At 45.5% G+C, this 23197-nt stretch carries 19 protein-coding genes; 14 read left to right on the plus strand and 5 right to left on the minus strand.

Annotation, left to right across the window (positions count from 1 at the left end; genetic code table 11):
* Positions 1–6: 6 nt before the first annotated feature.
* The 5 genes from xseB to trmB all read left to right on the plus strand — a co-directional run bounded on the left by xseB (position 7) and on the right by trmB (position 4098).
* Positions 7–210 (plus strand): exodeoxyribonuclease VII small subunit, encoded by a 204-nt coding sequence (xseB, locus tag HPS56_RS04105; protein ID WP_172275111.1) that lies wholly within the window; start codon positions 7–9, stop codon positions 208–210.
* A 629-nt stretch (positions 211–839) separates the two neighbouring features.
* Complete coding sequence (locus HPS56_RS04110) at positions 840–1862, plus strand: branched-chain amino acid aminotransferase (RefSeq protein ID WP_172274320.1); 1023 nt, start codon at positions 840–842, stop codon at positions 1860–1862.
* 39 nt (positions 1863–1901) lie between these two features.
* Positions 1902–2630: a DUF975 family protein gene (locus HPS56_RS04115; RefSeq protein ID WP_172274323.1), complete on the plus strand. Its 729-nt coding sequence runs from the start codon at positions 1902–1904 to the stop codon at positions 2628–2630.
* A 39-nt stretch (positions 2631–2669) separates the two neighbouring features.
* Positions 2670–3188, plus strand: coding sequence for a ferritin (locus HPS56_RS04120; protein WP_172274326.1), 519 nt, complete (start codon positions 2670–2672; stop codon positions 3186–3188).
* Positions 3189–3327: 139 nt separating this feature from the next.
* Positions 3328–4098, plus strand: coding sequence for a tRNA (guanosine(46)-N7)-methyltransferase TrmB (gene trmB / locus HPS56_RS04125; RefSeq protein WP_172274329.1), 771 nt, complete (start codon positions 3328–3330; stop codon positions 4096–4098).
* Between the two features lie 117 nt (positions 4099–4215).
* On the opposite strand, the gene HPS56_RS04130 is transcribed toward trmB, so the two are convergent.
* Entirely contained in the window at positions 4216–4815 is a 600-nt protein-coding gene (locus HPS56_RS04130) for a hypothetical protein (protein ID WP_172274332.1), read from the minus strand.
* 208 nt (positions 4816–5023) lie between these two features.
* On the opposite strand from HPS56_RS04130, the gene HPS56_RS04135 reads away from it, so the two are divergent.
* Positions 5024–6133, plus strand: a complete 1110-nt coding sequence (locus HPS56_RS04135; protein WP_172274335.1) for an Mrp/NBP35 family ATP-binding protein — start codon at positions 5024–5026, stop codon at positions 6131–6133.
* 177 nt (positions 6134–6310) lie between these two features.
* On the opposite strand, the gene mnmA is transcribed toward HPS56_RS04135, so the two are convergent.
* Positions 6311–7378: a tRNA 2-thiouridine(34) synthase MnmA gene (gene mnmA / locus HPS56_RS04140; protein WP_172274338.1), complete on the minus strand. Its 1068-nt coding sequence runs from the start codon at positions 7376–7378 to the stop codon at positions 6311–6313.
* Positions 7379–7460: 82 nt separating this feature from the next.
* Positions 7461–7895, minus strand: a complete 435-nt coding sequence (locus HPS56_RS04145) for a DUF6078 family protein (RefSeq protein ID WP_172274340.1) — start codon at positions 7893–7895, stop codon at positions 7461–7463.
* Positions 7896–8233: 338 nt separating this feature from the next.
* Here HPS56_RS04145 and HPS56_RS04150 point away from each other — a divergent pair, with 338 nt between their 5' ends.
* The 4 genes from HPS56_RS04150 to HPS56_RS04165 all read left to right on the plus strand — a co-directional run bounded on the left by HPS56_RS04150 (position 8234) and on the right by HPS56_RS04165 (position 15165).
* A complete protein-coding gene (locus HPS56_RS04150; protein WP_172274343.1) occupies positions 8234–11185 on the plus strand; it encodes a M16 family metallopeptidase in 2952 nt (983 codons plus the stop codon).
* Between the two features lie 353 nt (positions 11186–11538).
* Positions 11539–12408 (plus strand): electron transfer flavoprotein subunit beta/FixA family protein, encoded by an 870-nt coding sequence (locus HPS56_RS04155; RefSeq protein WP_172274345.1) that lies wholly within the window; start codon positions 11539–11541, stop codon positions 12406–12408.
* 3 nt (positions 12409–12411) lie between these two features.
* Positions 12412–13434, plus strand: coding sequence for an electron transfer flavoprotein subunit alpha/FixB family protein (locus HPS56_RS04160; protein WP_172274347.1), 1023 nt, complete (start codon positions 12412–12414; stop codon positions 13432–13434).
* 24 nt (positions 13435–13458) lie between these two features.
* The gene (locus tag HPS56_RS04165; RefSeq protein WP_172274350.1) at positions 13459–15165 is read left to right on the plus strand and encodes an acyl-CoA dehydrogenase family protein; all 1707 of its coding nucleotides are present in this window, start codon (positions 13459–13461) and stop codon (positions 15163–15165) included.
* 107 nt (positions 15166–15272) lie between these two features.
* Here the strand turns inward: HPS56_RS04165 and HPS56_RS04170 are convergent, their stop codons facing one another.
* On the minus strand, positions 15273–16181 hold the full coding sequence (locus tag HPS56_RS04170; protein ID WP_172274353.1) for a 2-dehydropantoate 2-reductase: 909 nt from the start codon (positions 16179–16181) through the stop codon (positions 15273–15275).
* Positions 16182–16348: 167 nt separating this feature from the next.
* Between HPS56_RS04170 and dxs the strand changes: the two genes are divergently transcribed.
* The 4 genes from dxs to HPS56_RS04190 are packed head-to-tail and all read left to right on the plus strand — an operon-like array spanning position 16349 to position 22124.
* A complete protein-coding gene (dxs, locus tag HPS56_RS04175; RefSeq protein ID WP_172274356.1) occupies positions 16349–18250 on the plus strand; it encodes a 1-deoxy-D-xylulose-5-phosphate synthase in 1902 nt (633 codons plus the stop codon).
* The gene (gene trkA / locus HPS56_RS04180) at positions 18247–19605 is read left to right on the plus strand and encodes a Trk system potassium transporter TrkA (RefSeq protein WP_172274358.1); all 1359 of its coding nucleotides are present in this window, start codon (positions 18247–18249) and stop codon (positions 19603–19605) included. Before dxs ends, trkA begins: the two co-directional genes overlap by 4 nt.
* A 51-nt stretch (positions 19606–19656) precedes the next feature.
* Positions 19657–21114 (plus strand): TrkH family potassium uptake protein, encoded by a 1458-nt coding sequence (locus HPS56_RS04185; protein ID WP_172274360.1) that lies wholly within the window; start codon positions 19657–19659, stop codon positions 21112–21114.
* Positions 21115–21161: 47 nt separating this feature from the next.
* A complete protein-coding gene (locus tag HPS56_RS04190; RefSeq protein ID WP_172275113.1) occupies positions 21162–22124 on the plus strand; it encodes a type I phosphomannose isomerase catalytic subunit in 963 nt (320 codons plus the stop codon).
* A 49-nt stretch (positions 22125–22173) separates the two neighbouring features.
* Here HPS56_RS04190 and HPS56_RS04195 read toward each other — a convergent pair whose 3' ends face one another.
* On the minus strand, positions 22174–23196 hold the full coding sequence (locus tag HPS56_RS04195; RefSeq protein ID WP_172274363.1) for a DUF4435 domain-containing protein: 1023 nt from the start codon (positions 23194–23196) through the stop codon (positions 22174–22176).
* Position 23197 lies beyond the last annotated feature (1 nt).

The raw sequence follows: 23197 nt of genomic DNA on the forward strand, positions 1-23197 counted from the left end.
ACAATTATCATGAAAGAAGAAATGAAATACGAAGAGGCCATGGCCGAAATAGAAAGCATCGTAAGGCAAATGGAAAACAACACTCTCAGCATAGACTCTCTCGGTGAGAAACTCGCAAGGGCGCAAAAGCTCATAAAGCTATGCAAAGACAAACTGACAAAGACCGACAAAGAAATAAAAAAGATTCTCGAAGGAAACAAAAAAGGCTGATATTACATTTTCATTCCTGAAAATGTGCCTGACGACAGACAAACAAAAACTCAAGTCCATAAGAATATACAACAACTCAAAAATGAACTGCAGATGTTAAAAGTGTATTTAGGCTACATACACAGTGTACATAGGCTACATACACTGTGTATGTAGCCTAAATACACTCAACGAATTATATGAATGCATTTGGTCCTCCGGCATTTTCTTTACTCTTCTTACATACTCGACTGGAAGAGCCCATCCGATTCCCCAAAGGGAAGAGAAAGGAAAGATATGTGGAAGCATAAGATGGGTATGCAGGACCCTGCCCAAAGTAGGGACATGCCTTTGGCATGTGTCAGGCGGAAAACAACAGCCTAATGGGCAATGCAAAACATGCTTAGACATTACCATGGCGAGAAAATGCAGGAGAAAATCCAAAAATAGAAAATCCCCACAGGTTTTCTACTGATTCAAAAATAAAACGGGCTAATGATAAACAATCCTGAATTCTCCATAACTCAATAATATATATAAAAATATTATAATTCCCAATATATTTCCATTTTATCTTTATTTTATTCAATAAACTGCCATGAATTAAAATATTTTCATTACTTTTGCAATACATATAAATATACTAATATATGAAAAATTTAGACTGGGCAAACCTGTCTTTCGGCTATAGGCCGACAGACTACAACGTACGTTGCTACTATCGTGACGGAAAATGGGGCGAAATAGAAGTAAGCTCCGAAGAGTATATCAACATGCACATGGCGGCAACATGTCTTCACTATGGACAGGAAGCTTTCGAAGGACTGAAGGCGTTCCGATGTCCCGACGGGAAAGTCCGTGTATTCCGCATGGATGAAAATGCAGCACGCCTGCAGTCGACATGCCGCGGAATACTTATGCCCGAAGTGCCGACAGACCTGTTCTGTGATATGGTGAAGAAGGTCGTAAGGCTCAATCAGGAATATATTCCGACATACGAAAGCGGGGCCACATTATATATACGCCCTCTGCTCATAGGCATGAGTCCGCAAGTGGGAGTACACCCTGCCACGGAATACCTGTTCATCATTTTTGTCACTCCCGTAGGCCCATACTTCAAAGGCGGATTCTCAACAAACCCATACGTGATCATCCGCGACTACGACCGTTCCGCCCCGCTCGGCACCGGTATGTATAAGGTCGGTGGCAACTATGCCGCATCACTGAAGGCCAATGCCCTCGCACACGAGAAAGGTTACGCCTGCGAGTTCTACCTTGACGCGAAAGAAAAGAGATATATGGATGAGTGCGGAGCCGCCAATTTCTTCGGAATAAAAGACAACACATACGTAACACCTAAGTCGACAAGCATCCTGCCAAGCATCACCAACAAGAGTCTGATGCAACTGGCGGAAGACCTTGGAATGAAAGTGGAGCGAAGGCCGATACCCGAAGATGAACTTGACACCTTCGAAGAGGCGGGTGCATGCGGAACAGCAGCCGTCATATCACCTATCTCATATATAGACGACCTTGACACCGGCAGACGTTTCACATTCAGCGAAGACGGAAAGCCGGGACCGGTATCGACACGCCTGTATAATCTGCTGCGCGCCATACAGTATGGCACGGCAGAAGACAAGCACGGATGGACTACCGTTGTCATAGACTGAACTAAAAAATTTTTAATAACAATTTAACACATTACCAACATGACAGAATTTTCAAAATTTAAATTTGCCACAAGCAAGGAGTACAGAGACAGAGCGTGGAAAACACTCGACAATAAATGGGGTCTCATGATAGGAGCCTGTGTTGTATACATTCTTATCGGGCTAATCGTACAATTGATTACCCTACATCTGATTGCCGGTTCCGCCCCTTCGGACATTACAGACCAGGAAGCAATGGCTACCTATCAGATAAAAGGAAACCTTGCAAGCATAATTGCCACCTTACTGATTCTCCCTCTCGGATACGGATTCATGGGAATGTTCTTCGACCTGAAAAGAGAATGGGGGACAAAATTCTCGAATCTGTTTGAAGGCTACGGCAAAAGGATCGTTCCTGTATACGGAACACTGCTGCTTCAGGGCATCTACACTATTCTTTGGACACTACTTCTTGTCATTCCAGGAATCATAAAGTCTTATTCGTATGCAATGACCATATTCTGCATGAAAGAAGATCCTCAAGAGGCGAACTACAATGAGGCCATAGAACGAAGCATGATGATTATGGAAGGCAACAAGATGAGACTGTTCCTTCTCGACCTCAGCTACCTCGGATGGTTCATACTCGGACTCATTCCCTGCGGTCTGGGACTTTTCTTCGTGATTCCCTACTGGTATGCGGCACGTATGGAGTTCTATGAAGACCTTATGGCCGAACTCAAATATAATGAAGAGTGTGAGCAGATGGAAAAACTTAAAATGCAATAACAGGAATAACCAATATAACAATAAACAAACAACACTATTATGTTAGCAAAGAATATAGAAAACGCTATCAACAGTCAAATCAACGCAGAGCTTTGGTCTGCATATCTGTACCTGTCAATGGCATCATACTGCCACGCCAACGGTAACCCCGGTATGGGGAAATGGTTTGAAGTACAGTTTCAGGAAGAACAGGACCATGCAAAGATTTTCTTCAACTACGTTATCCAGCGCGGTGGCAACGTAACCCTGAAGGCCATTGACGAGGTTCCTACAACATGGGAAAACCTGCTCGACGTATTCGAAAGCACACTTAAACACGAACAAAAAGTCACATCACTGATAAACGAGCTTTACGCGTTGTCGACAGAAGAAAAAGACTATGCCACACAGAGCATGCTGAAATGGTTCATCGACGAGCAGGTGGAAGAAGAGGAAACCGCCCAGAACATCATCGACAACCTCAGGATGATTAAGGACAACGGCTACGGTCTGTACATGCTCGACAAGGAACTTGGCGCACGCACATACACACAGGCATCACCGCTTGCCGGCAAATAAGAATGACGTAGTACCCGCAACGGCACAATCCATCTTGTGTCTTGTGATTACACAATATCTTTAACGGGTTGATGAGAAGCTTTACTCCTTATCGGCCCGTTATTTTTAGCAAAACACCCGAAACATATAAAGATAAGCAATGAGCAAAGGAAAACTACAGAAATTCGCAGAGATGGAAACATTCGACAATGTATTTCAATATCCGTATTCTGTCATTGAAAACATACCGTTTGAAATGAAAGGCCACTGGCATGAACAGTATTTCCACAACAACAATCCTATAGTGCTTGAGCTGGGCTGCGGAAAAGGAGAATATACCGTGGGACTTGCAAAACTTTTTCCCGACGTAAACTTCATCGGAGTCGACATAAAAGGGGCACGCATGCATACCGGAGCAAAACAGGCCTTAGCCGAAAAACTGGACAACGTGGCTTTCCTGCGCACCAACATAGAAGTAATCGACCGCTTCTTCTCTCAGAACGAAGTGCAGGAAATATGGCTCACCTTCAGCGACCCGCAAATGAAAAACCCGAGAAAACGCCTGAGCAGCACGTTCTTCATGGAACGTTACCGCCGTTTCCTCGCAGACAACGGAACAATACACATCAAGACCGACTCGAATTTTCTCTTCACCTACACCACCCACATGGTGAACAGAAACAATCTTCCGATACTCTTCAGAACAGAAGACCTCTATCACACCGACGGCTTCGATGAACAGACACGCACCATCCTCTCAATACAGACATATTATGAAGCACAGTGGATCGAGCGCGGCCTGAACATCAGATACATGAAATTCAGCTTGCCACACAACGGAGAGCTTACCGAACCTGATATCGAAATACCATTAGACGACTACAGGAGCTATAAACGCAACAAAAGAAGCGGTCTGCAGAAACATGAATGACAGACAGTGGAATAAAACCGGAAAAGTATCGGAAACCGCAGCCGGTAAAAATCGTTGTGCCTCAGGAAATCCGCAAGGAAATTTCCTGAGGCACAACGGTGTTTTACATATTATCTGTCAGATCACCGCACTATCAAAGCCTCCCACCATGCCCAAGGCACGCACAAGGGCCTGAGTAAATCCATTGTTTCTTATTGTCAGATTCCATATCTTTCCCGAGTTATTGGCAAAGCCTATCTTTGTGATCGACCCGGAAGCAAGCCGCTTCATCTGTGACTCCGGCATACGGAAACTGACCCTGTTTGGAAAACGACGGTATTTATTCATATCAGCCTTATCCTGATACATTCCCACATTATATATATCGAGAGGTTTTCCGCCTACATAAAACACGGCCTTACCTTTGCTTTTCACAGGCATACGCTTATACGAAATCAAGGCTATATCCAAGACATATTCAGCCTCCTGGCCCTGTGTGCTGATTTTTGTAATCCTCAACCGTGAAGTTATCTTATCGGTAACCTTTTGGCTGTAACCGTTATCAAAGCCTATATATGTGGTCGTGCTTCTGGTCGTATTATTCAAAACCGCTACAGGCTCATCATTGTCCACTCCTGTCGAATCGGATATCGCCGCAGCATTGGCTGACATGCACAAAAGCAAGGCTGCGGAAACAATACCGGATCTCTTAATAAAATACATAATCATATTCTTCATATATAAATATAAAATCGTTATCACAGAACAAAGGTATGCAAAAAGATTATGGAGAACAAACAAAACACCATGAAAAACAAAGATTTGTAGATATTATCCACACACGCAGACAAAAACACAATGGACAATAAGCTTTCAGGCACGATATTTGCAACTGCATTACCGGTATTACAATATTACCGGCACAATATAAAAATAATAATATAATATGACTTTATATCCGAAACTTATTCTCGATGCGCTTGCCACAGTAACGTATCCCGGCACAAAAAAGAATCTTGTGGAAAGCGGGATGGTGGCCGACAACATGCACATCGACGGAATGAAAGTGGAATTCTCACTTATCTTCCCAAGGGAGACCGACCCGTTTCTCAAATCGACTGTCAAAGCGGCCGAAGCTGCAATACACTACCATATAGGTAAAGAGGTGGAAGTGACAATAGGCTTGGAATACACGTCAAAGCCACGTCCGGAAGTAGGAAAACTACTGCCACAGGTGAAGAACGTGATTGCAGTGAGCTCCGGAAAGGGAGGTGTCGGCAAAAGCACTGTTTCTGCCAATCTGGCAATATCCCTCGCCCGACTCGGCTACAAAGTGGGTCTGCTTGACGCAGACATCTTCGGCCCGTCGATGCCGAAAATGTTTCATGTCGAGGAAGAACGTCCATACGCGGTAGAGAAAGACGGGCGCAGCCTTATAGAGCCTATAGAGAAATATGGAGTGAAACTTCTCAGCATCGGTTTCTTCGTAAATCCCGACACGGCAACACTCTGGCGGGGTGGCATGGCATCGAATGCCCTGAAGCAGCTTATTGCCGACGCAGACTGGGGAGAACTGGACTACTTCATACTTGACACACCACCCGGAACAAGTGACATTCATCTCACGCTGTTGCAGACACTGGCCATCACAGGAGCGGTGATTGTGAGCACTCCGCAAAAAGTTGCGCTCGCCGATGCACGCAAGGGCATCGATATGTACCGCAATGAAAAGGTGAACGTTCCTATTCTCGGACTTGTGGAAAACATGGCATGGTTTACACCGGCAGAACTACCTGAGAACAAATATTATATTTTCGGAAAGGAAGGATGCAAGAGACTGGCCGAGGAAATGGGAACACCGCTGCTTGCACAAATTCCGCTTGTGCAGAGCATCTGCGAAAGCGGAGATGCAGGAGAACCTGCGGCCTGCGACATTGAAACCGCGACAGGACAGGCATTCATCAACCTTGCACAGGCCGTAATCACAGTGACAAACCGCCGCAACAAGGAACAGGCACCGACTAAGATTGTAAAGGTCAGCAAGAGTCAGAAATAAATAAAACGCTTACCTACGAATAAGGACATCGTTTTGCGATGTTTAAGAGCCCCTCAGCCCCTCCGACTCTTCCATTCTCTCCCCTTAGGGGAGTCGGAGGGGCTATTTTATTTTACGCATGACACGCACTGAAGGCACATCCATACATATAGGAAGAATTGTCTTTATATATAAGGTCTAAAACACAATCTCGCCCGAACCGAAACAACAATGATGCCGTTCATCATAGATTACACAGAACTGACCTGGAGCCACCCCTTGAATGGGTTCTGACGAATGTATGATATAACAGCCGGATGATGTTTTCTCCAATACAGCCGGATGATATTCAGGTGTATGGCGTATTTTGAAAGTGACATTCTCCGGCAATTCATTCACTGTAAGGAAGTGAAAGTCATGTATGGAGAAATCCTGTTTATAGGCAGTGCTTGGCTCATACCCCCTACTGGCATACAGGATATTTCTTTCAACATCCTTTCTTACAACATACCAGGGACCTCCTCCGAAACCAAGTCCGTGACGCTGCCCTATGGTATGAAACCATAACCCTTTATGACGCCCCAACTTCTTTCCTGTCTCAAAATCCACCACATCACCGGGATTCTCTCCAAGATAACGGCGTATATAGTCATTATAGTTTACCTTTCCAAGAAAGCATATACCCTGAGAATCCTTTCGTTTTGCGTTGATAAGATGCTCACGCACGGCAATATCCCTCACCTCGTCCTTCATATAATGTCCAATCGGGAAAAACGCCTTGCGCAACTGCCAGTCATATATCTGGGCAAGGAAATCGGTCTGATCCTTAACGGGATCCGGACTCGTCACAAGCCATTTATGCCCGTCGATAATCTCGGTACACGCATAATGCCCGGTGGCTATCAGATCGTAGCCATGGCCTATCTTCTCGTCAAAAGCGCCAAACTTTATCAGTCTGTTACACATAACATCGGGATTAGGGGTAAATCCTGCCCTTACCTTATCCATTGTATAACTTGTCACCTTTTCCCAGTATTCCTTATGGCAGTCAACCACCTGTAACCTGCACCCATAACGGGCGGCCACAGCTGTGGCCATCTCAAGGTCTTCTTCCGAGGAGCAATCCCACTCCTCATCCTCCTCAGGACCTATCTTTATATAAAAACAGTCCGGATGCAGGCCTTTCCGCGCCAGTTCATATACCACAACAGAACTGTCTACACCACCGGAAAGCAAAACGGCTATACGCTTATCTTTTAAATCCATAATGCAAAGATACTGAGAATCAGTGAAACTACAACATGTATCAGGAAAATAAAACAAAACTCATAATAATGGCAATTAACATTTACCAGACAAGTTCTTCCGAATAGCCGTCAAACCGCAGTTTCACAGTCCAGCCGCAGCTACAGCATACCTGCCTTATTTCCTCCTGAATCTCCGCTGTAATCTGGCGCGTCCCCCTACGCATATCATAATAACCGGTCCGGCCATAGCGGCTTATCAGTTTAGTCTTTATCTCAACTTCAGTTTTACGGGGCATATCATCATAAAAATGAACCATACCCCTTGCAACAGGTTGTGGCGTGTCATTACGGTATGCAGGGCATTTCCCTTCCACCGCCTGTGACAGGTTGGGATTTATACAAGAAATAACAAGCCGTGAATCTGAGACAAAACGGCTGACCTGCCAACGCAGACAATGAGCATGCAGCGGACAATTTTCATTAAAACAAACCAAATACTTTGCAGCTTTCTCCTTTAGAATCTGTCGATGAACCATAATATATAGTTTTTTATGTACTTTGCAAAGATAAACCATTCAGATGAAACAGCAAGCATTTTTCCCAAAAACATTTATCATTCATCCGCCTTTCACATGTAATACAATCACGCAATCGCATACTCACACACACCAGCCATCATACCATGGTATATATTATCGCAAACCGCGCAAAACAATGATAAAACCATAATCAGCGTGGAACCTATGAATTTACCATACAATCATGGCAGTATGACGGTTCATTACAAAAACATTTTGTACAAAAAACACCTTTAGCCATACATATATTCTTAAAAAACATTACCTTTGCAACAGACTAAACATAAACATTTAATATGACAATAACAAAAAGGCATAACAACGGTAAAAAGACAACACTTCTTGCCGCAGCATTGATTATTACAGGAAACGTTCTTTCATCCACAACAGAAACCACAGACCTGCAGTTCAATCCGCAGACATCATCTGCTTTGGAAGTAAAGGAGCTGAAACTGACCAACGGCATGACTGTATGGCTTAACGAAGACCACTCCCAACCTAAGGTGTTCGGAGCAGTAGTAGTGAAAGTAGGGTCCAACGACTGTCCCAATACAGGCATGGCACACTACTTTGAACACATACTATTTAAAGGAACAGACAAAATAGGCACCACGGACTATAAGGCAGAAAAACCATGGCTCGATTCCATATCAGCACAATATGACATATTATCACGGACAAACGACAATACTGAACGCATAAAAATACAAAAACATATAAACGAGCTGAGCATAAAAGCTTCCGAATACGCCATTCCCAACGAATTCAGCAATCTCATAGCAAAATACGGAGGCTCAGGACTGAATGCCGGAACATCATACGACCACACTTTTTACTACAACACGTTCGTGCCGCAATTCATAGAACAATGGTGCAAACTGAACAGCGAACGCCTGATATCACCTGTCTTCAGGCTATTCCAGGGGGAACTGGAAACGGTATATGAGGAAAAGAACATGTATTCGGACAACGTGGTCATGCCTGTTATCGAAAAATTCATGTCTGCTGTATATTCCGGCACACCTTACGAATACCCGATTATCGGCAGCACGGACAACCTGAAAAATCCCAAACTAAGCGAGATGCAGGAATTCTACGACAAGTATTATGTGGCAGGCAACATGGGACTTATACTGTGTGGCGACATTGATACCAAAACAATCAAACCGCTGCTTGAAAAGACTTTCGGGCACATAAAACCGGGCAACGCACCGCAAAGACAGACAGCAGAACCCAAACCTTTCGACGGCAAAACCACCATTGGTCTGAAACTTCCAATACCTATTATTAAAGCCACCGGCCTTTGCTATCGTGGTCCAAAGGCGATGGACAAGGACGATGTGGTGATGACATTTGCACTTCAGCTTCTTGCAAACGAACAGGAAACCGGCATGCTCGACTCACTTGCTGATGCAGGAAAATGGCTTGGAGCCACCGCCATGGCAATGCCACAAAAAGACGCGGGAGCGGTAATACTCGGTGTCATCCCGAATATCCCGTTCGGTTCCAAGAAAAAAGCGGAACGACTCCTGCTCAAACAGATAGAAAGACTGAAAAACGGTGATTTCTCTGAAACAACACTCAACCATCTGAAGATGGAAAGCATAAGAAACTTCCACACCAATCTTGAGAATATGAACAAGAGAGCAAACATGATGGTATCGGTATTCACCCAACTGGACACTTGGAACGATTATCTTGCGCTTGAAGAACAAATCAACCGTATAACAAAGGAAGACATCGTCAGAGTTGCCAGAAAATACATCAACGACAACTACATAAGAATGGTCAAGAAATTCGGTATTTACTCAAAAGACAGACTTACCCAACCGGGATACAAGCCCGTTAAACCGAAGAACACCGATGTAGAATCCGAATATGCCAAAGCTCTCGACAGCATACCGGTGAAGCCTATAGAAATAAGGACTATTGATTTTCAAAAAGATGTCAACAGAATAGAACTCGGCCCGCTTGCCACACTGTACACCGCTCACAACCCGATGAACAACATATTCACAATGAACATAAAATATCGCTGTGGCACAATAGACAAGCCTATTCTTGAAACAGCGGAAAGCTTCATAAAAACATTAGGAACAGATTCGCTGTCGAAGACAGAATTCGGCAAGTCACTGCAGAAAATAGGAACGACAATGGAGCAGTATGCCGGCAACGGGACTTTCACAATAAGTCTGAGCGGATTCGAATCACAGCTCGAAAACACCCTTAAACTGCTCCGTCATTTCATGAACAACGTGAAACCGGAAAAGAAAAAGCTTGACGATGAAAAGAAAAGCTATAAAATCGCAATAAAGTCTTTCGATAAGGACTATACAAACGTTGCCGATGCGATGATGGAAAAAGTGATGTTCGGCAACGAGTCGTCATATCTGAAATATTCACCGACATCATCCGAAATAAATAATCTCACAGGCGAGAAACTCATCAACACCTATAAGGAGCTGCAGAACTACGAATGTGACATAACATACACCGGACGCACAGAGGACAGCACCGTAGAAAGACTTATACGCAAATATCTTAATCCCGGAAAAGCCATGAACAGACATAAAGACACGTTCAGAAAATATATTTCCGTGGATAAACCGACAGTATATGTATATCTTACACCTAAAGCCCGACAGAATATCATAGGCACATACACACAATTGCCCAAGGCCGATACATGGGACAAAAGAGCGCCAATGATAATTTGGGGAAACTATTTCGGTAAAGACATGTCATCGCTGATGTTTCAGGAAATAAGGGAAATCCGCTCATACGCCTACTATGCAGGCGGAGAAGTACAACTGACTCCAAAGAATACACATCCGCAAGAGCATACCGCATTCATAACAAAAATGGGGACACAGGCCGACAAGACCTTTGCCGCATTATCTGTATTAGACAGCCTCATGAACAATATGCCTGTCAAAGAAAAACAGATAGAAATAGCAAAGCAGTCATACCTGAACAACATGAACAACAATTACCCGTCATTCCGCGGCAAGGCAGACTATGTGGCGGAAGACATATTCAAAGGCTATAAATACGACACAAACAAGGAATTTGCGGAAAGCATACGCAAAGTCTCAACAGATGACGTATATAATTTCTATGTAAACAATGTAAAACCTGCAAACCGCGCCATATTCATTGTAGGCAAACTAAATAAGGAAGATATTGAAAAACTGAAGAATTACGGAGAAGTGAAAATACTGACAAAAAAAGACATAATAAATATGTAATACGTATTTTATATATATTCAATACATAAATCAGGAAAAACAAAACAGTCAAAGGCACTAAAAGAACGTTTTCGTCAAGTCAAATGAGCAATGTGACATATCGTATCTTATACTGTGCATGGACATCGCTTTGCAATATGTACAATGTCCGGTCTTTGAAATACATATAACACATGTCAAAGACAAGGATTAACACAGGGGAGGAATGCAAGAAACCAACATTTTAGTGCCTTTTTCTTTGCAGTATAACAAAAAAACGGTACTTTTGCACATTAGTATATATAGTTGTGCATTTCACACCTAAAACATAATAATAAAAAGACAATAAAAACTTAATAACAGAGGAAACAAATATGAGTTTGAAAATTGTTGTGCTTGCAAAGCAAGTACCAGACACAAGAAACGTAGGCAAGGATGCCATGACGGCAGAAGGCACCGTAAACCGTGCCGCACTGCCTGCAATCTTCAATCCCGAAGATATGAATGCACTCGAACAGGCTCTGCGTCTTAAAGAGCAGAACCCTGGTTCTACCGTAGGCATTCTTACCATGGGACCTCCCCGTGCAGCAGAAGTAATCCGCCAGGGATTATACCGTGGAGCAGACACAGGATGGCTCCTTACCGACCGTCTGTTCGCAGGCGCTGACACACTCGCCACATCCTACGCACTCGCCACTGCCATTAAAAAGATTGGCGATGTAGACGTTATCATAGGAGGACGCCAGGCTATCGACGGTGATACGGCTCAGGTTGGACCTCAGGTAGCACAGAAGCTGGGTCTGTCACAGGTAACATACGCAGAGGAAATAATGAAATGCGAGAACAACAGACTGACCATACGCCGCCATATAGACGGAGGTGTGGAAACTGTTGAGACACCGATGCCAGTGGTAGTTACCGTTAACGGAAGCGCCGCTCCATGCCGCCCGTGTAATGCAAAACTGGTTATGAAATACAAGAGAGCCACAGCTCCGCTTGAACGTACTACGGATATGCCGTATGCGAATCTTTACGAAGAACGTCCTTATCTCACACTTACACAGTGGTCTGTGGCCGATGTCAACGGGGATCCGCAACAGTGCGGACTGAGCGGCTCGCCGACCAAGGTCAAGGCTGTGAAGAATATTGTATTCCAGGCAAAGGAGAGCAAGACCCTCACCGGCAGCGACACCGACATAGAGGATCTGATAACTGAATTGTTGAATGAAAAGATTATTGGATAAACAATGAATAACGTATTCGTATATTGCGAGATTGAAGGCACAACCGTTGCCGAGGTTTCCCAAGAGCTCCTCACCAAAGGCCGCAAGCTGGCCAATCAGCTAAATGTCGAGCTTCATGCAGTAGTGGCCGGAACAGGCATTAAGGGTAATGTGGAAACACAGATACTGCCATACGGTGTGGACAAGCTTTTTGTTTTCGATGCAGAAGGACTATTCCCATATACATCGGCACCGCACACAGACATACTTGTAAACCTGTTTAAGGAAGAACAGCCCCAGATTTGTCTTATGGGAGCAACAGTAATAGGACGCGACTTAGGACCAAGAGTATCGTCATCACTCACAAGCGGACTCACAGCGGACTGTACCGAACTTGAAATCGGTGACTACGACGACAAGAAGAGCGGCACACACTATACAAACCTTCTCTATCAGATACGTCCGGCATTCGGAGGTAATATCGTAGCGACAATCGTCAACCCCGACCACCGGCCGCAAATGGCTACGGTAAGAAGCGGTGTGATGCAGAAAGCCGTTTATGAGGGTGAGGCAAAAAATGAGACCGTATATCCTGATGTAACAAAATATGTGCCGGCAGAAGACTATATCGTGAAAGTGCTCGACCGTCATGTAGAGGCAGCAAAGCACAATCTGAAAGGCGCGCCCATCGTCGTGGCCGGTGGCTACGGTGTAGGCAGCAAGGAAGGCTTCGACATGCTGTTCCAATTGGCAAAAGAGCTTCACGGAGAAGTGGGAGCAAGCCGCGCAGCCGTGGATGCAGGATGGGCTGACCACGACAGGCAGATCGGACAGACTGGCGTGACCGTACATCCTAAAGTATATATTGCATGCGGCATATCCGGACAGATACAGCATATCGCAGGTATGCAGGATTCCGGCATCATCATCTCTATAAACAATGATCCGGAAGCACCAATCAACAAGATTGCCGACTATGTAATCACGGGAACAGTAGAAGAGGTCGTACCGAAACTCATCAAATACTACAAACAGAACAGTAAATAGTTTTTCAATAAAGAAATAAAGAATATGGCAAATTACTATAGCGATCATCCTGAGTTTGATTTCTATCTTAATCATCCTGAGATGAAACGAATCGTTGAACTCAAGGAACGCAACTTTGCAGACAAAGATACTTACGACGATGCTCCGGTAGACTTTGAAGACGCTATCGAGAACTACAGACGCGTGCTCGACATAACAGGCGACATTGCAGCCAATATCATCGAGCCAAACTCAGAGGACGTAGACCTCGAAGGCCCGCACCTCATTGACGGACGCATGCACTATGCTTCAAAGACATACGAAAATCTTGAAGCCACACGCAAGGCCGGCCTTTGGGGTATCTCCATGCCAAGGCGCTACGGCGGGCTCAACATGCCAATAACCCCATACTCCATGGCTTCAGAGATTGTTTCAGCCGCTGATGCAGGTTTCCAGAATATATGGTCGCTCCAGGACTGTATCGAGACCTTATATGAATTCGGTGATGAGGAACAGCGCAAGAAGTATATCCCCCGCGTATGCGCCGGTGAGACAATGAGTATGGACCTCACAGAGCCGGATGCAGGCTCCGACCTCCAGCGGGTAATGCTGAAAGCCACATACAGCGAAGAGGATAAATGCTGGTATCTTAACGGTGTCAAGCGTTTTATCACAAACGGTGACTCAGACATCCATCTTGTGCTGGCACGTTCCGAAGAGGGGACACACGACGGCCGCGGACTTTCTATGTTCATCTACGACAAGAGAGACGGAGGCGTAACAGTGCGCCACATAGAACACAAGCTCGGCATACACGGTTCTCCTACATGCGAGCTTGTATACAAGAATGCAAAGGCGGAACTTTGCGGAAGCACACGCATGGGACTTATCAAATATGTCATGGCCCTTATGAACGGTGCGCGCCTCGGCATTGCCGCACAGAGCGTCGGTGTGAGCCAGGCTGCATACAATGAAGGACTGGCATACGCAAAAGACCGCAAGCAGTTTGATACAGCCATAATAAACTTCCCGGCAGTATACGACATGCTTGCACGCATGAAGGCCAAGCTTGACGCAGGTCGCAGCATACTGTACCAGACAGCACGCTACGTCGATATATACAAAGCTCTCGATGATATCGCACGTGAACGCAAGCTTACTCCGGAAGAGCGTCAGGAGCAGAAGAAATACACACGCCTTGCGGATGCCTTCACTCCGCTGGCAAAAGGCATGAACTCCGAATATGCCAACCAGAATGCATACGATGCAATACAGATACACGGCGGTTCCGGCTTCATCATGGAATACAAGAGCCAGCGTCTGTACCGCGATGCACGCATATTCTCTATCTACGAGGGTACAACACAGCTGCAGGTTGTGGCTGCCATACGCTATATCACCAACGGCACATATCTCGGCATCATCAAGGAAATGCTTGAGCGTGAAGTAAGCGACAGCATGACAGACTTGAAGGCAAGGACAGAGACGCTCGTTGCAAAATACGAAGAGGCTGTCAACATTGTAAAGAACGATGCTGACCAGTGCAAACAAGACTTCCTTGCACGACGTCTATATGAAATGACAGCCGACATAATCATGTCGCTGCTCATCATAGAGGATGCTACCCGTGCACCGGAACTTTTCGAGAAGAGTGCAAACGTGTTCGTGCGCCATGCGGAAGAAGAGGTAAACGGACACTACGGCTTCATCAAGAATTTCAAGACAGAAGACCTTGAACACTACAAAGCCTAACAGGCTTTTATCGCGAAGAATTAACAACAAACGGATAAAAAACAGGCGGGCTGTCGTACCCGCCTGTTTTTATATATAACGTCTCGAAACACGACATTATGTTAAGCTCACTTCCGGCCGTCCATAAATTCAAGCTGGGCCGCAAGCATACTCAGCATCGGCATTTTGAAACCATGTCCGGCGGCAATCTCTATAGGCCTGGCATAAAGATAACGAATTTCCATCGGACGTCCATTGTCATAATCGGCCTTCATACTTGAAGAATAAGATGGCATGTGCCGTGTCATGTCTATCATCCTCATGGCATAGCTTTCGTCAACTCCTTCCACTCCGCAGGCACGGGCAGCACCGACCACCTCAAGCATCATCATGCGGATAAGCCTCTCTGTGGCACGGCAGTCTATAAGTCCGGCACAGTCGGTATTCATCACGACAGTCATGCCGTTGAAGGGCATGTTCCATACTGCTTTCTTCCATCTGGCCTCATTATACCCAACACGGTTCACTCTCAAACCGGCATCCGTCATATCTGCCACAACGGCATCCATGAAAGCCTCATCGCCACAAGAGTAATCCCCAATGCTCAATCTTCCGTTGCTTTGGTGCCATATATGCCCCGGCCCTACTTTCGTTGTACAGATATACGCCAGTCCTGCGGCCAGACGCACTCCGGGAAGTAACGCCTGTACATCCTCCTCAACACCAATACCGTTTTGTATCAATATGACGAGGGTATTGTCATGCAACAGAGGAGGCAGCATCGCGGCCAACATACCGTTTGATGTCGTCTTCATCGCCACAAACACCACATCACACTCCGGCATGGCTGACGTGCTGTCGTATACATTGATATTATCAAGAATAAAATCACCGTCAACGGAATCCACCCTCAGGCCATTTTGCCTTACATAGTGATAATCACTGTGCAACAGAAAATGAACATCCCGACCGGCTTTTGCCAACAGTCCTCCGAAATAGCCTCCTACAGCACCCGTACCTACAATTCCATATCTCATTACAGTAACAATTTAAATTCAAACAATCCTTACAAAATAATCTCCACAACAATCCCAGCATATATAGCTAAATTCATTGCATATACAAAAGTAGCAATTTATCTGACATAAAAACAGGAAAATCAATTTATTTTGCTTAACTTTGCCGTGTTATTCAATAAATACAGATGGTGAAACACGAGGATTTGAGCCTTCTTAACAAAATAGAATACCCCAGCGACCTTCGTAAACTGGGTGTTGACCAGCTGCCGGAACTATGCAGACAGCTGCGCGAGAACATTGTAAACGAACTGTCAGTAAATCCCGGCCATCTGGCATCGAGCCTTGGCGCTGTGGAACTGACGGTGGCTATTCATTATGTATACGACACTCCCAATGACAGAATTGTATGGGATGTAGGGCATCAGGCTTACGGACATAAGATACTTACAGGCAGACGCAAGCGTTTCTGCACCAACAGGAAACTGCACGGAATAATGCCATTCCCCTCACCAAACGAAAGCGAATACGACACCTTTGTATGCGGCCATGCAAGCAACTCCATTTCTGCCGCTTTAGGCATGGCCGTGGCTGAAAAGAAAAACAACGGGAAAAGACATGTTGTGGCAGTCATCGGTGACGGGGCAATGAGCGGAGGTTTGGCCTTCGAGGGGCTTAACAACGTCTCATCCACACCCAACGACATGCTCATAATTCTCAACGACAATAACATGAGCATAGACAGAAGCGTAGGCGGGCTGAAACAGTATCTCATCGGGCTGAACACCAATGAGACATACAACGACATGCGTTTCAAACTGTCGAAATGGCTCCACTCAAAAGGTTATCTCGAGGACGACCGCAAGAAAGGTCTGATACGCCTCGGAAACGCCCTGAAGTCGGCTTTCAGTCATCAGCAGAACATCTTTGAAGGCCTGAATATCAGATATTTCGGACCATTTGACGGCCACAACGTGAAAGAACTGGTCAGAATATTGCGACAACTCAAAAACATGAGCGGACCGAAGATGCTTCACATACATACCGTCAAAGGAAAAGGATACGAACCGGCGGAAAAGGCGGCCACAATATGGCATGCCCCGGGAAAGTTTGATGTCGACACAGGAGAACGGATAAAGGAAGACAACAATGGAAAGCCAGCAAAATATCAGGATGTATTCGGACACACATTGCTTGAACTGGCACGTACAAACCCAAGAATTGTCGGTGTCACTCCTGCAATGCCAACCGGATGCTCAATGAACATAATGGCCGGAGAAATGCCGGACAGAGTGTTCGATGTGGGTATAGCCGAAGGCCATGCCGTAACCTTCTCAGGAGGAATGGCAAAGGAGGGACTGCAACCTTTCTGCAATATCTACAGTGCATTTGCCCAACGGGCATACGACAACGTGATACACGATGTGGCCATACTCAAACTGCCGGTAGTGTTATGTCTCGACCGTGCAGGAATAGTCGGACAGGACGGTCCCACCCACCATGGGGCATTCGACATTGCCTCATTACGCCCTGTGCCGAACATGACCATTGCATCGCCTATGGATGAACATGAATTGCGCCGCATGATGTACACGGCACAACTTCCGGGAAAAGGACCGTTCGTCATACGATACCCGCGCGGATGCGGAGTGCTTGCAGACTGGCACTGTCCGCTTGAGGAAATCACCGTCGGAACCGGACGCCGCCTTAAAGACGGCAACAACGTGGCTGTAATGTCACTCGGACCTATAGGAAACACCGTGGCGGAAGCCATATCTGAAACCGAACGCGAGTATACTGGATTCACTGCCGCCCACTACGACATGAGGTTTGTAAAACCGCTCGACAACAACCTATTGGAAGAGGCGGCAAAAAAGTTCCCCGCTATAATCGTAGTGGAAGACGGTGTGAGAAACGGAGGCTTCGGCTCTGCCATACTTGAATGGATGGCCGACCACGGCCATCAGACAAGAATTGTGCGAATGGGACTTCCCGACAGTTTCATCGAGCACGGAACTGTGGAGGAACTCTGGAAAATAGCGGGAATAGACAAGGAAAGCATAAAGACAGAATTAAAGAAACTGACATGAAGATTATTATAGCCGGAGCAGGTGCCACCGGAACACACCTTGCAAAACTCCTGTCAAGAGACCATCAGGACTGTACACTCATTGACGAACACCCTGAACGGCTCGGAACCATGGCAAGCGACTATGACATAATGACCATGCAAGGCTCACCGACAAGCATAAAGGTGCTTGAGGATGCCGGTGTGGGAAATGCCGCACTGTTCGTTGCCGTCACACCGGACGAAAGCCGGAACATGAACGCATGCATCATTGCCCACAACATCGGGGCAAAGAAAACCGTAGCAAGAATAGACAACTACGAATATCTTTCCAAAAAGCTTATTCCATTTTTCAAGAATATAGGGATAGACTCACTCATCTATCCGGAAGTGCTTGCAGCTCAAGACATAAACAACGGTCTTAAGATGAGCTGGGTACGGCAGCGATGGGATGTGCACAACGGTGAGTTGGTAATGTTGGGCGTAAAGCTCAGGGAAACGTGCGAAATTCTCAACAAACCATTACGCGAACTGTGCGGACCGGACGACCCCTACCACATAGTGGCCATAAAACGTGAAAACGACACCATTATTCCAGGGGGAAATGATGTGCTCAAAAATCTTGATATGGCGTATTTCATGACAACAGTCGATTATATTCCATACATACGAAAAATATCGGGAAAGGAGCATTATGCTGATGTGAAAAACGTAATAATCATGGGCGGAGGGAAAACAGCCGTAAGGGCAGCGCTTATCACCCCCGATTACATGAACGTGAAGATAATAGAGAAAGATGAAAAACGCTGTGAGAAACTCAACCTGCTATTAAGCGACAACGACACGATGGTGATACACGGTGACGGGCGCGACATTGAACTGCTCACGGAAGAAGGAATAAAAAACACCCAGGCCTTCGTGGCACTTACCGGCAATGCAGAGACAAACATTCTGGCATGCCTGTCGGCAAAGCGAATGGGAGTGGGGAAAACCATAGCAATGGTTGAAAACCTCGACTATGTAAGCATGGCAGAAAGCCTCGACATCGGTACTATAATAAACAAAAAGACAGTGGCCGCGGCACACATATATCAGATGATGATAGATGCAAACGTGACAAACATGCGCTCACTCATGACCGCAGATTCCGATGTGGCCGAATTCACAGCCGCAGAAAATTCACCCGTCACCAAAAAGCCTGTAAAAAATCTCGGACTGCCATTTGGCATGACTATAGGCGGACTTGTAAGAAACGATGTGGGAATGCTTGTCAACGGCAATTCACAGATACAGGCAGGTGACTCGGTAATGGTGTTCTGCCATAAGCATAACCTGAAAAAGGTCGAGAAATTCTTCAAGCCGAGGAAATTCCTTTAAACATGAACAAACGGGAACAGCCTGCCCCCATACAAAACAAAAACGTCAGAAATGCTGAACTTTAAAATCATCTGGAAAATCATAGGCCAGCTTCTTCACCTTGAAAGCATATTCATGCTGAGTTGTGTAATGGTGTCCTTATACTATAAGGAAGATGACATCATGGCTTTTCTCATTTCCATGACATTTACAATATCCGCAGGACTCGTATGCCGCTACTTCGGACGTAACGCAGACAACAACCTGAGCCGGCGCGACGCCTATCTTGTAGTGACAGCCACATGGGTAGTATTCAGTTTCTTCGGCATGCTGCCGTTTGTAACCGGAGGATATATTACAAACATTGCAGATGCCTATTTCGAGACAATGTCTGGATTCACCACCACAGGCGCAAGCATCATAGACGATGTGGAAGCACTGCCTCACGGCATACTTTTCTGGCGTTCGCTTACACAATGGATAGGCGGACTTGGAATAGTATTCTTCACCATTGCCGTACTCCCGTCGATGGTGGGAGGAAGCATGAAGGTATTTGCGGCTGAGACCACAGGGCCTATAAAATCAAAAATGCATCCCAGACTAAGCACAAGCGCGAAATGGATATGGTCCATATATCTGTTTCTCACACTTGCATGCATGCTGGCTTTCTGGCTTGCGGGCATGAGTCTGTTCGACAGTGTGAACTACTCAATGTCAACTACAGCCACAGGAGGGTTCTCAACTCACAACGACAGCACGGCATATTTCCAGACACCACTTATTGAATACCTCGGAATATTGTTTCAATTCCTTTCCGGAATAAATTTCGTATTGCTGTATACTTGCGTATTCAAGCTGAAACTAAGAGAAATTGCCGCAAACTCCGAATTCCGCATGTACTGCATAATAATAACCGTGGCAACTGTATGGATAATGTATCTGCTTATTTCCAACCTCGGCTATGACCTCGAGCGTGCCTTCCGAAGCGCATTGTTCCAAGTGGTATCCTTTATCACAACCACAGGACTGTTCAACGATGATGCCGGTGCATGGCCTCATATAACATGGGTGATTCTCGGTGTATGTATGTTCATCGGCTCATGCGCCGGATCTACAAGTGGAGGATTCAAATGTATACGCGGAGTAATGACACTGAAAATCATGATAAACGAATTCAAGCACATACTCCATCCGAACGCAGTACTGCCGGTAAAGGTAAACGGGCTGAGCGTACCGCAATCAAACATTACATCGCTGTTCGCGTTCTTTGCCTTATATGTTTTAATGTCGCTGATTGCAGCAACAATAATGATTGTGATAGGAATTGACAATACCAACGCAATAACAATATCGTTAAGTTGCATGAGCAATGTAGGCCCGACACTGGGTACACAGATAGGGCCGGTCATGTCGTGGAGTTCACTGCCCGACAGCGTCACCTGGGTATGCTCACTGCTCATGCTAATGGGACGACTTGAAATAATGACAGTTCTCGTACTGTTCACAAGGAGTTTCTGGAAAGACAACTGAAGAAGATTTTACTACATAAGAAAAGGAAAAGAAGAAAAATGGAAAAGATGCATGTGATTAAATTCGAACCACTGCTTAAGCAGACAATATGGGGAGGAAACAGGATCAAGGAAATCAAACACATTACATACGACATCGATAATGTGGGCGAAAGCTGGGAGATTTCCGGAGTTAAGGATAATGAGTCTGTTGTCCACGATGGGGAATATAAAGGAAGAAAGCTGAACGAACTGGTGTCCGAGCTTAAAGGCGAACTGATAGGAAAAGATAACTACGAATGCTTTGGAAATGAATTTCCCCTACTCATAAAATTCATCGACGCAAGGAAAGACCTGTCCATACAGGTTCATCCAGATGACGAAACGGCAAGAAAACATGGAAAGGAACATGGAAAGACAGAAATGTGGTATATACTTAAATCCACTGTCAATGCAAAGCTCCGGAGCGGCCTGTCGCACGGGATTACTCCGGAACTGTATCGGAAACATGTAAAAGACAATTCTATCTGTGATGTAATAAGTGAATATGACGTTGCAGAAGGCGACTGTTTCTTCATCCCTGCCGGACGCATCCACAGTATAGGTGCAGGATGCTTTCTCCTGGAAATCCAGCAGACAAGCGACATAACCTACCGTATATACGATTTCAACAGAAAAGACAGCAACGGATGCCTGCGACAACTCCACACCGCTGAGGCGGCCGAATGCATCGACTACAATGTAGAGTCTGACTACCGCACACATTATAAAGCAAAAGAGAATGAGGGTGTGACACTTATTTCGTGCAAACATTTCACCACATCCGTATACGACATGAAAGAGGCAATGACACTCGACTATTCCGAGCTCGACAGCTTTGTCATATTAATATGTATAAACGGAGACGGAACTATAACAGACGAGAAAGGAAACGTATATACGTTCAATGAGGGGGAAACTGTTTTGCTGCCGGCATGGGACAACACTGTACATATAAGCGGCAATGTGAAATTCATTGAGACATACGTTTGATATAAAATAAACATCATTGAACATACACATACCGGTGGGACAGCAAGAATCATTCCCTTGTCTCACCGGTGTGCGCCTTCACATCGCCTATCGCCCGCCCGACATCCTCAAGAAGTTTCTTAAATTCCGGAGCGTCCGTATAGCCGGTATTTCTTTTCAACATTGAGCGTATGTCTTCTATGCTTTTCTCGTAACACGACAATTCGTTACGCATCTGGGTATTATGAGTGGCCGTACGGTGAATCTCATTCTCACGCTCCTGACGCAGACGGCTGCAAACCTTATTCATTATAGGAACCACAACAACATCGAAAAGATGATGCCCCTGGATATAAAGATATGCAGTCTCAGGCTTCACCCCAAGGCTTAGAATCTCTGCCTTAAGACTTAAATAAGATTCTTTTGCAAGCGGAAAGGCACTCTTGAGCTGGGCGATTCTCCGGTTTACCTTACGTCTCACATTTTGTATTGAAACGTATGGATTGTCTATACTAAAACTGCCGGGATCTATCACATGACAGAAATCGGAAATGGAGAAACTGCCATGATATCCGGTACGGTACATCCATACCGACCATACAAACAAAGGAAAGAATGCTTCGGAATACAGTGCAAGATATTCCCCGAAATCAAATATATCATGATCGTTCAGTGTCACCATCACGGCAACGTTATGCAGCCCGGGAGCATAACACTGATAGTTCTCAATGGCATAAACGTATGTATGGAGAACATACGGATTGTTAAGAATCTGTGACGATCCTTCGGTTTTTCCCTGCAACATATAATCATAGTCTGCATCGACACAGGCGAGGATATTCTCACCAACCATATTTCCCACAAGATTCATCAGCACAGACTTCTTGCCACGCTTTAATTTTCCGTGAGAGGGGAGCATAACCTCAAAATAACGGGTGCTGTCCTCGAATCTGCCCAACACCGTGCGCCAGAAGAAAATGTCTTCATAGCTTTCAACGTATGCCACAATCTTCCGCCTTGCCTTCTTAGACCTGAGCCTGTTTGCCGCCTCTACATACTGCGACGAGATATTATCCCTAAGCCTTCTGCCCATA

Source organism: Xylanibacter muris (genome assembly GCF_013166605.1).
Taxonomy (GTDB): Bacteria; Bacteroidota; Bacteroidia; order Bacteroidales; family Bacteroidaceae; genus Prevotella; species Prevotella muris.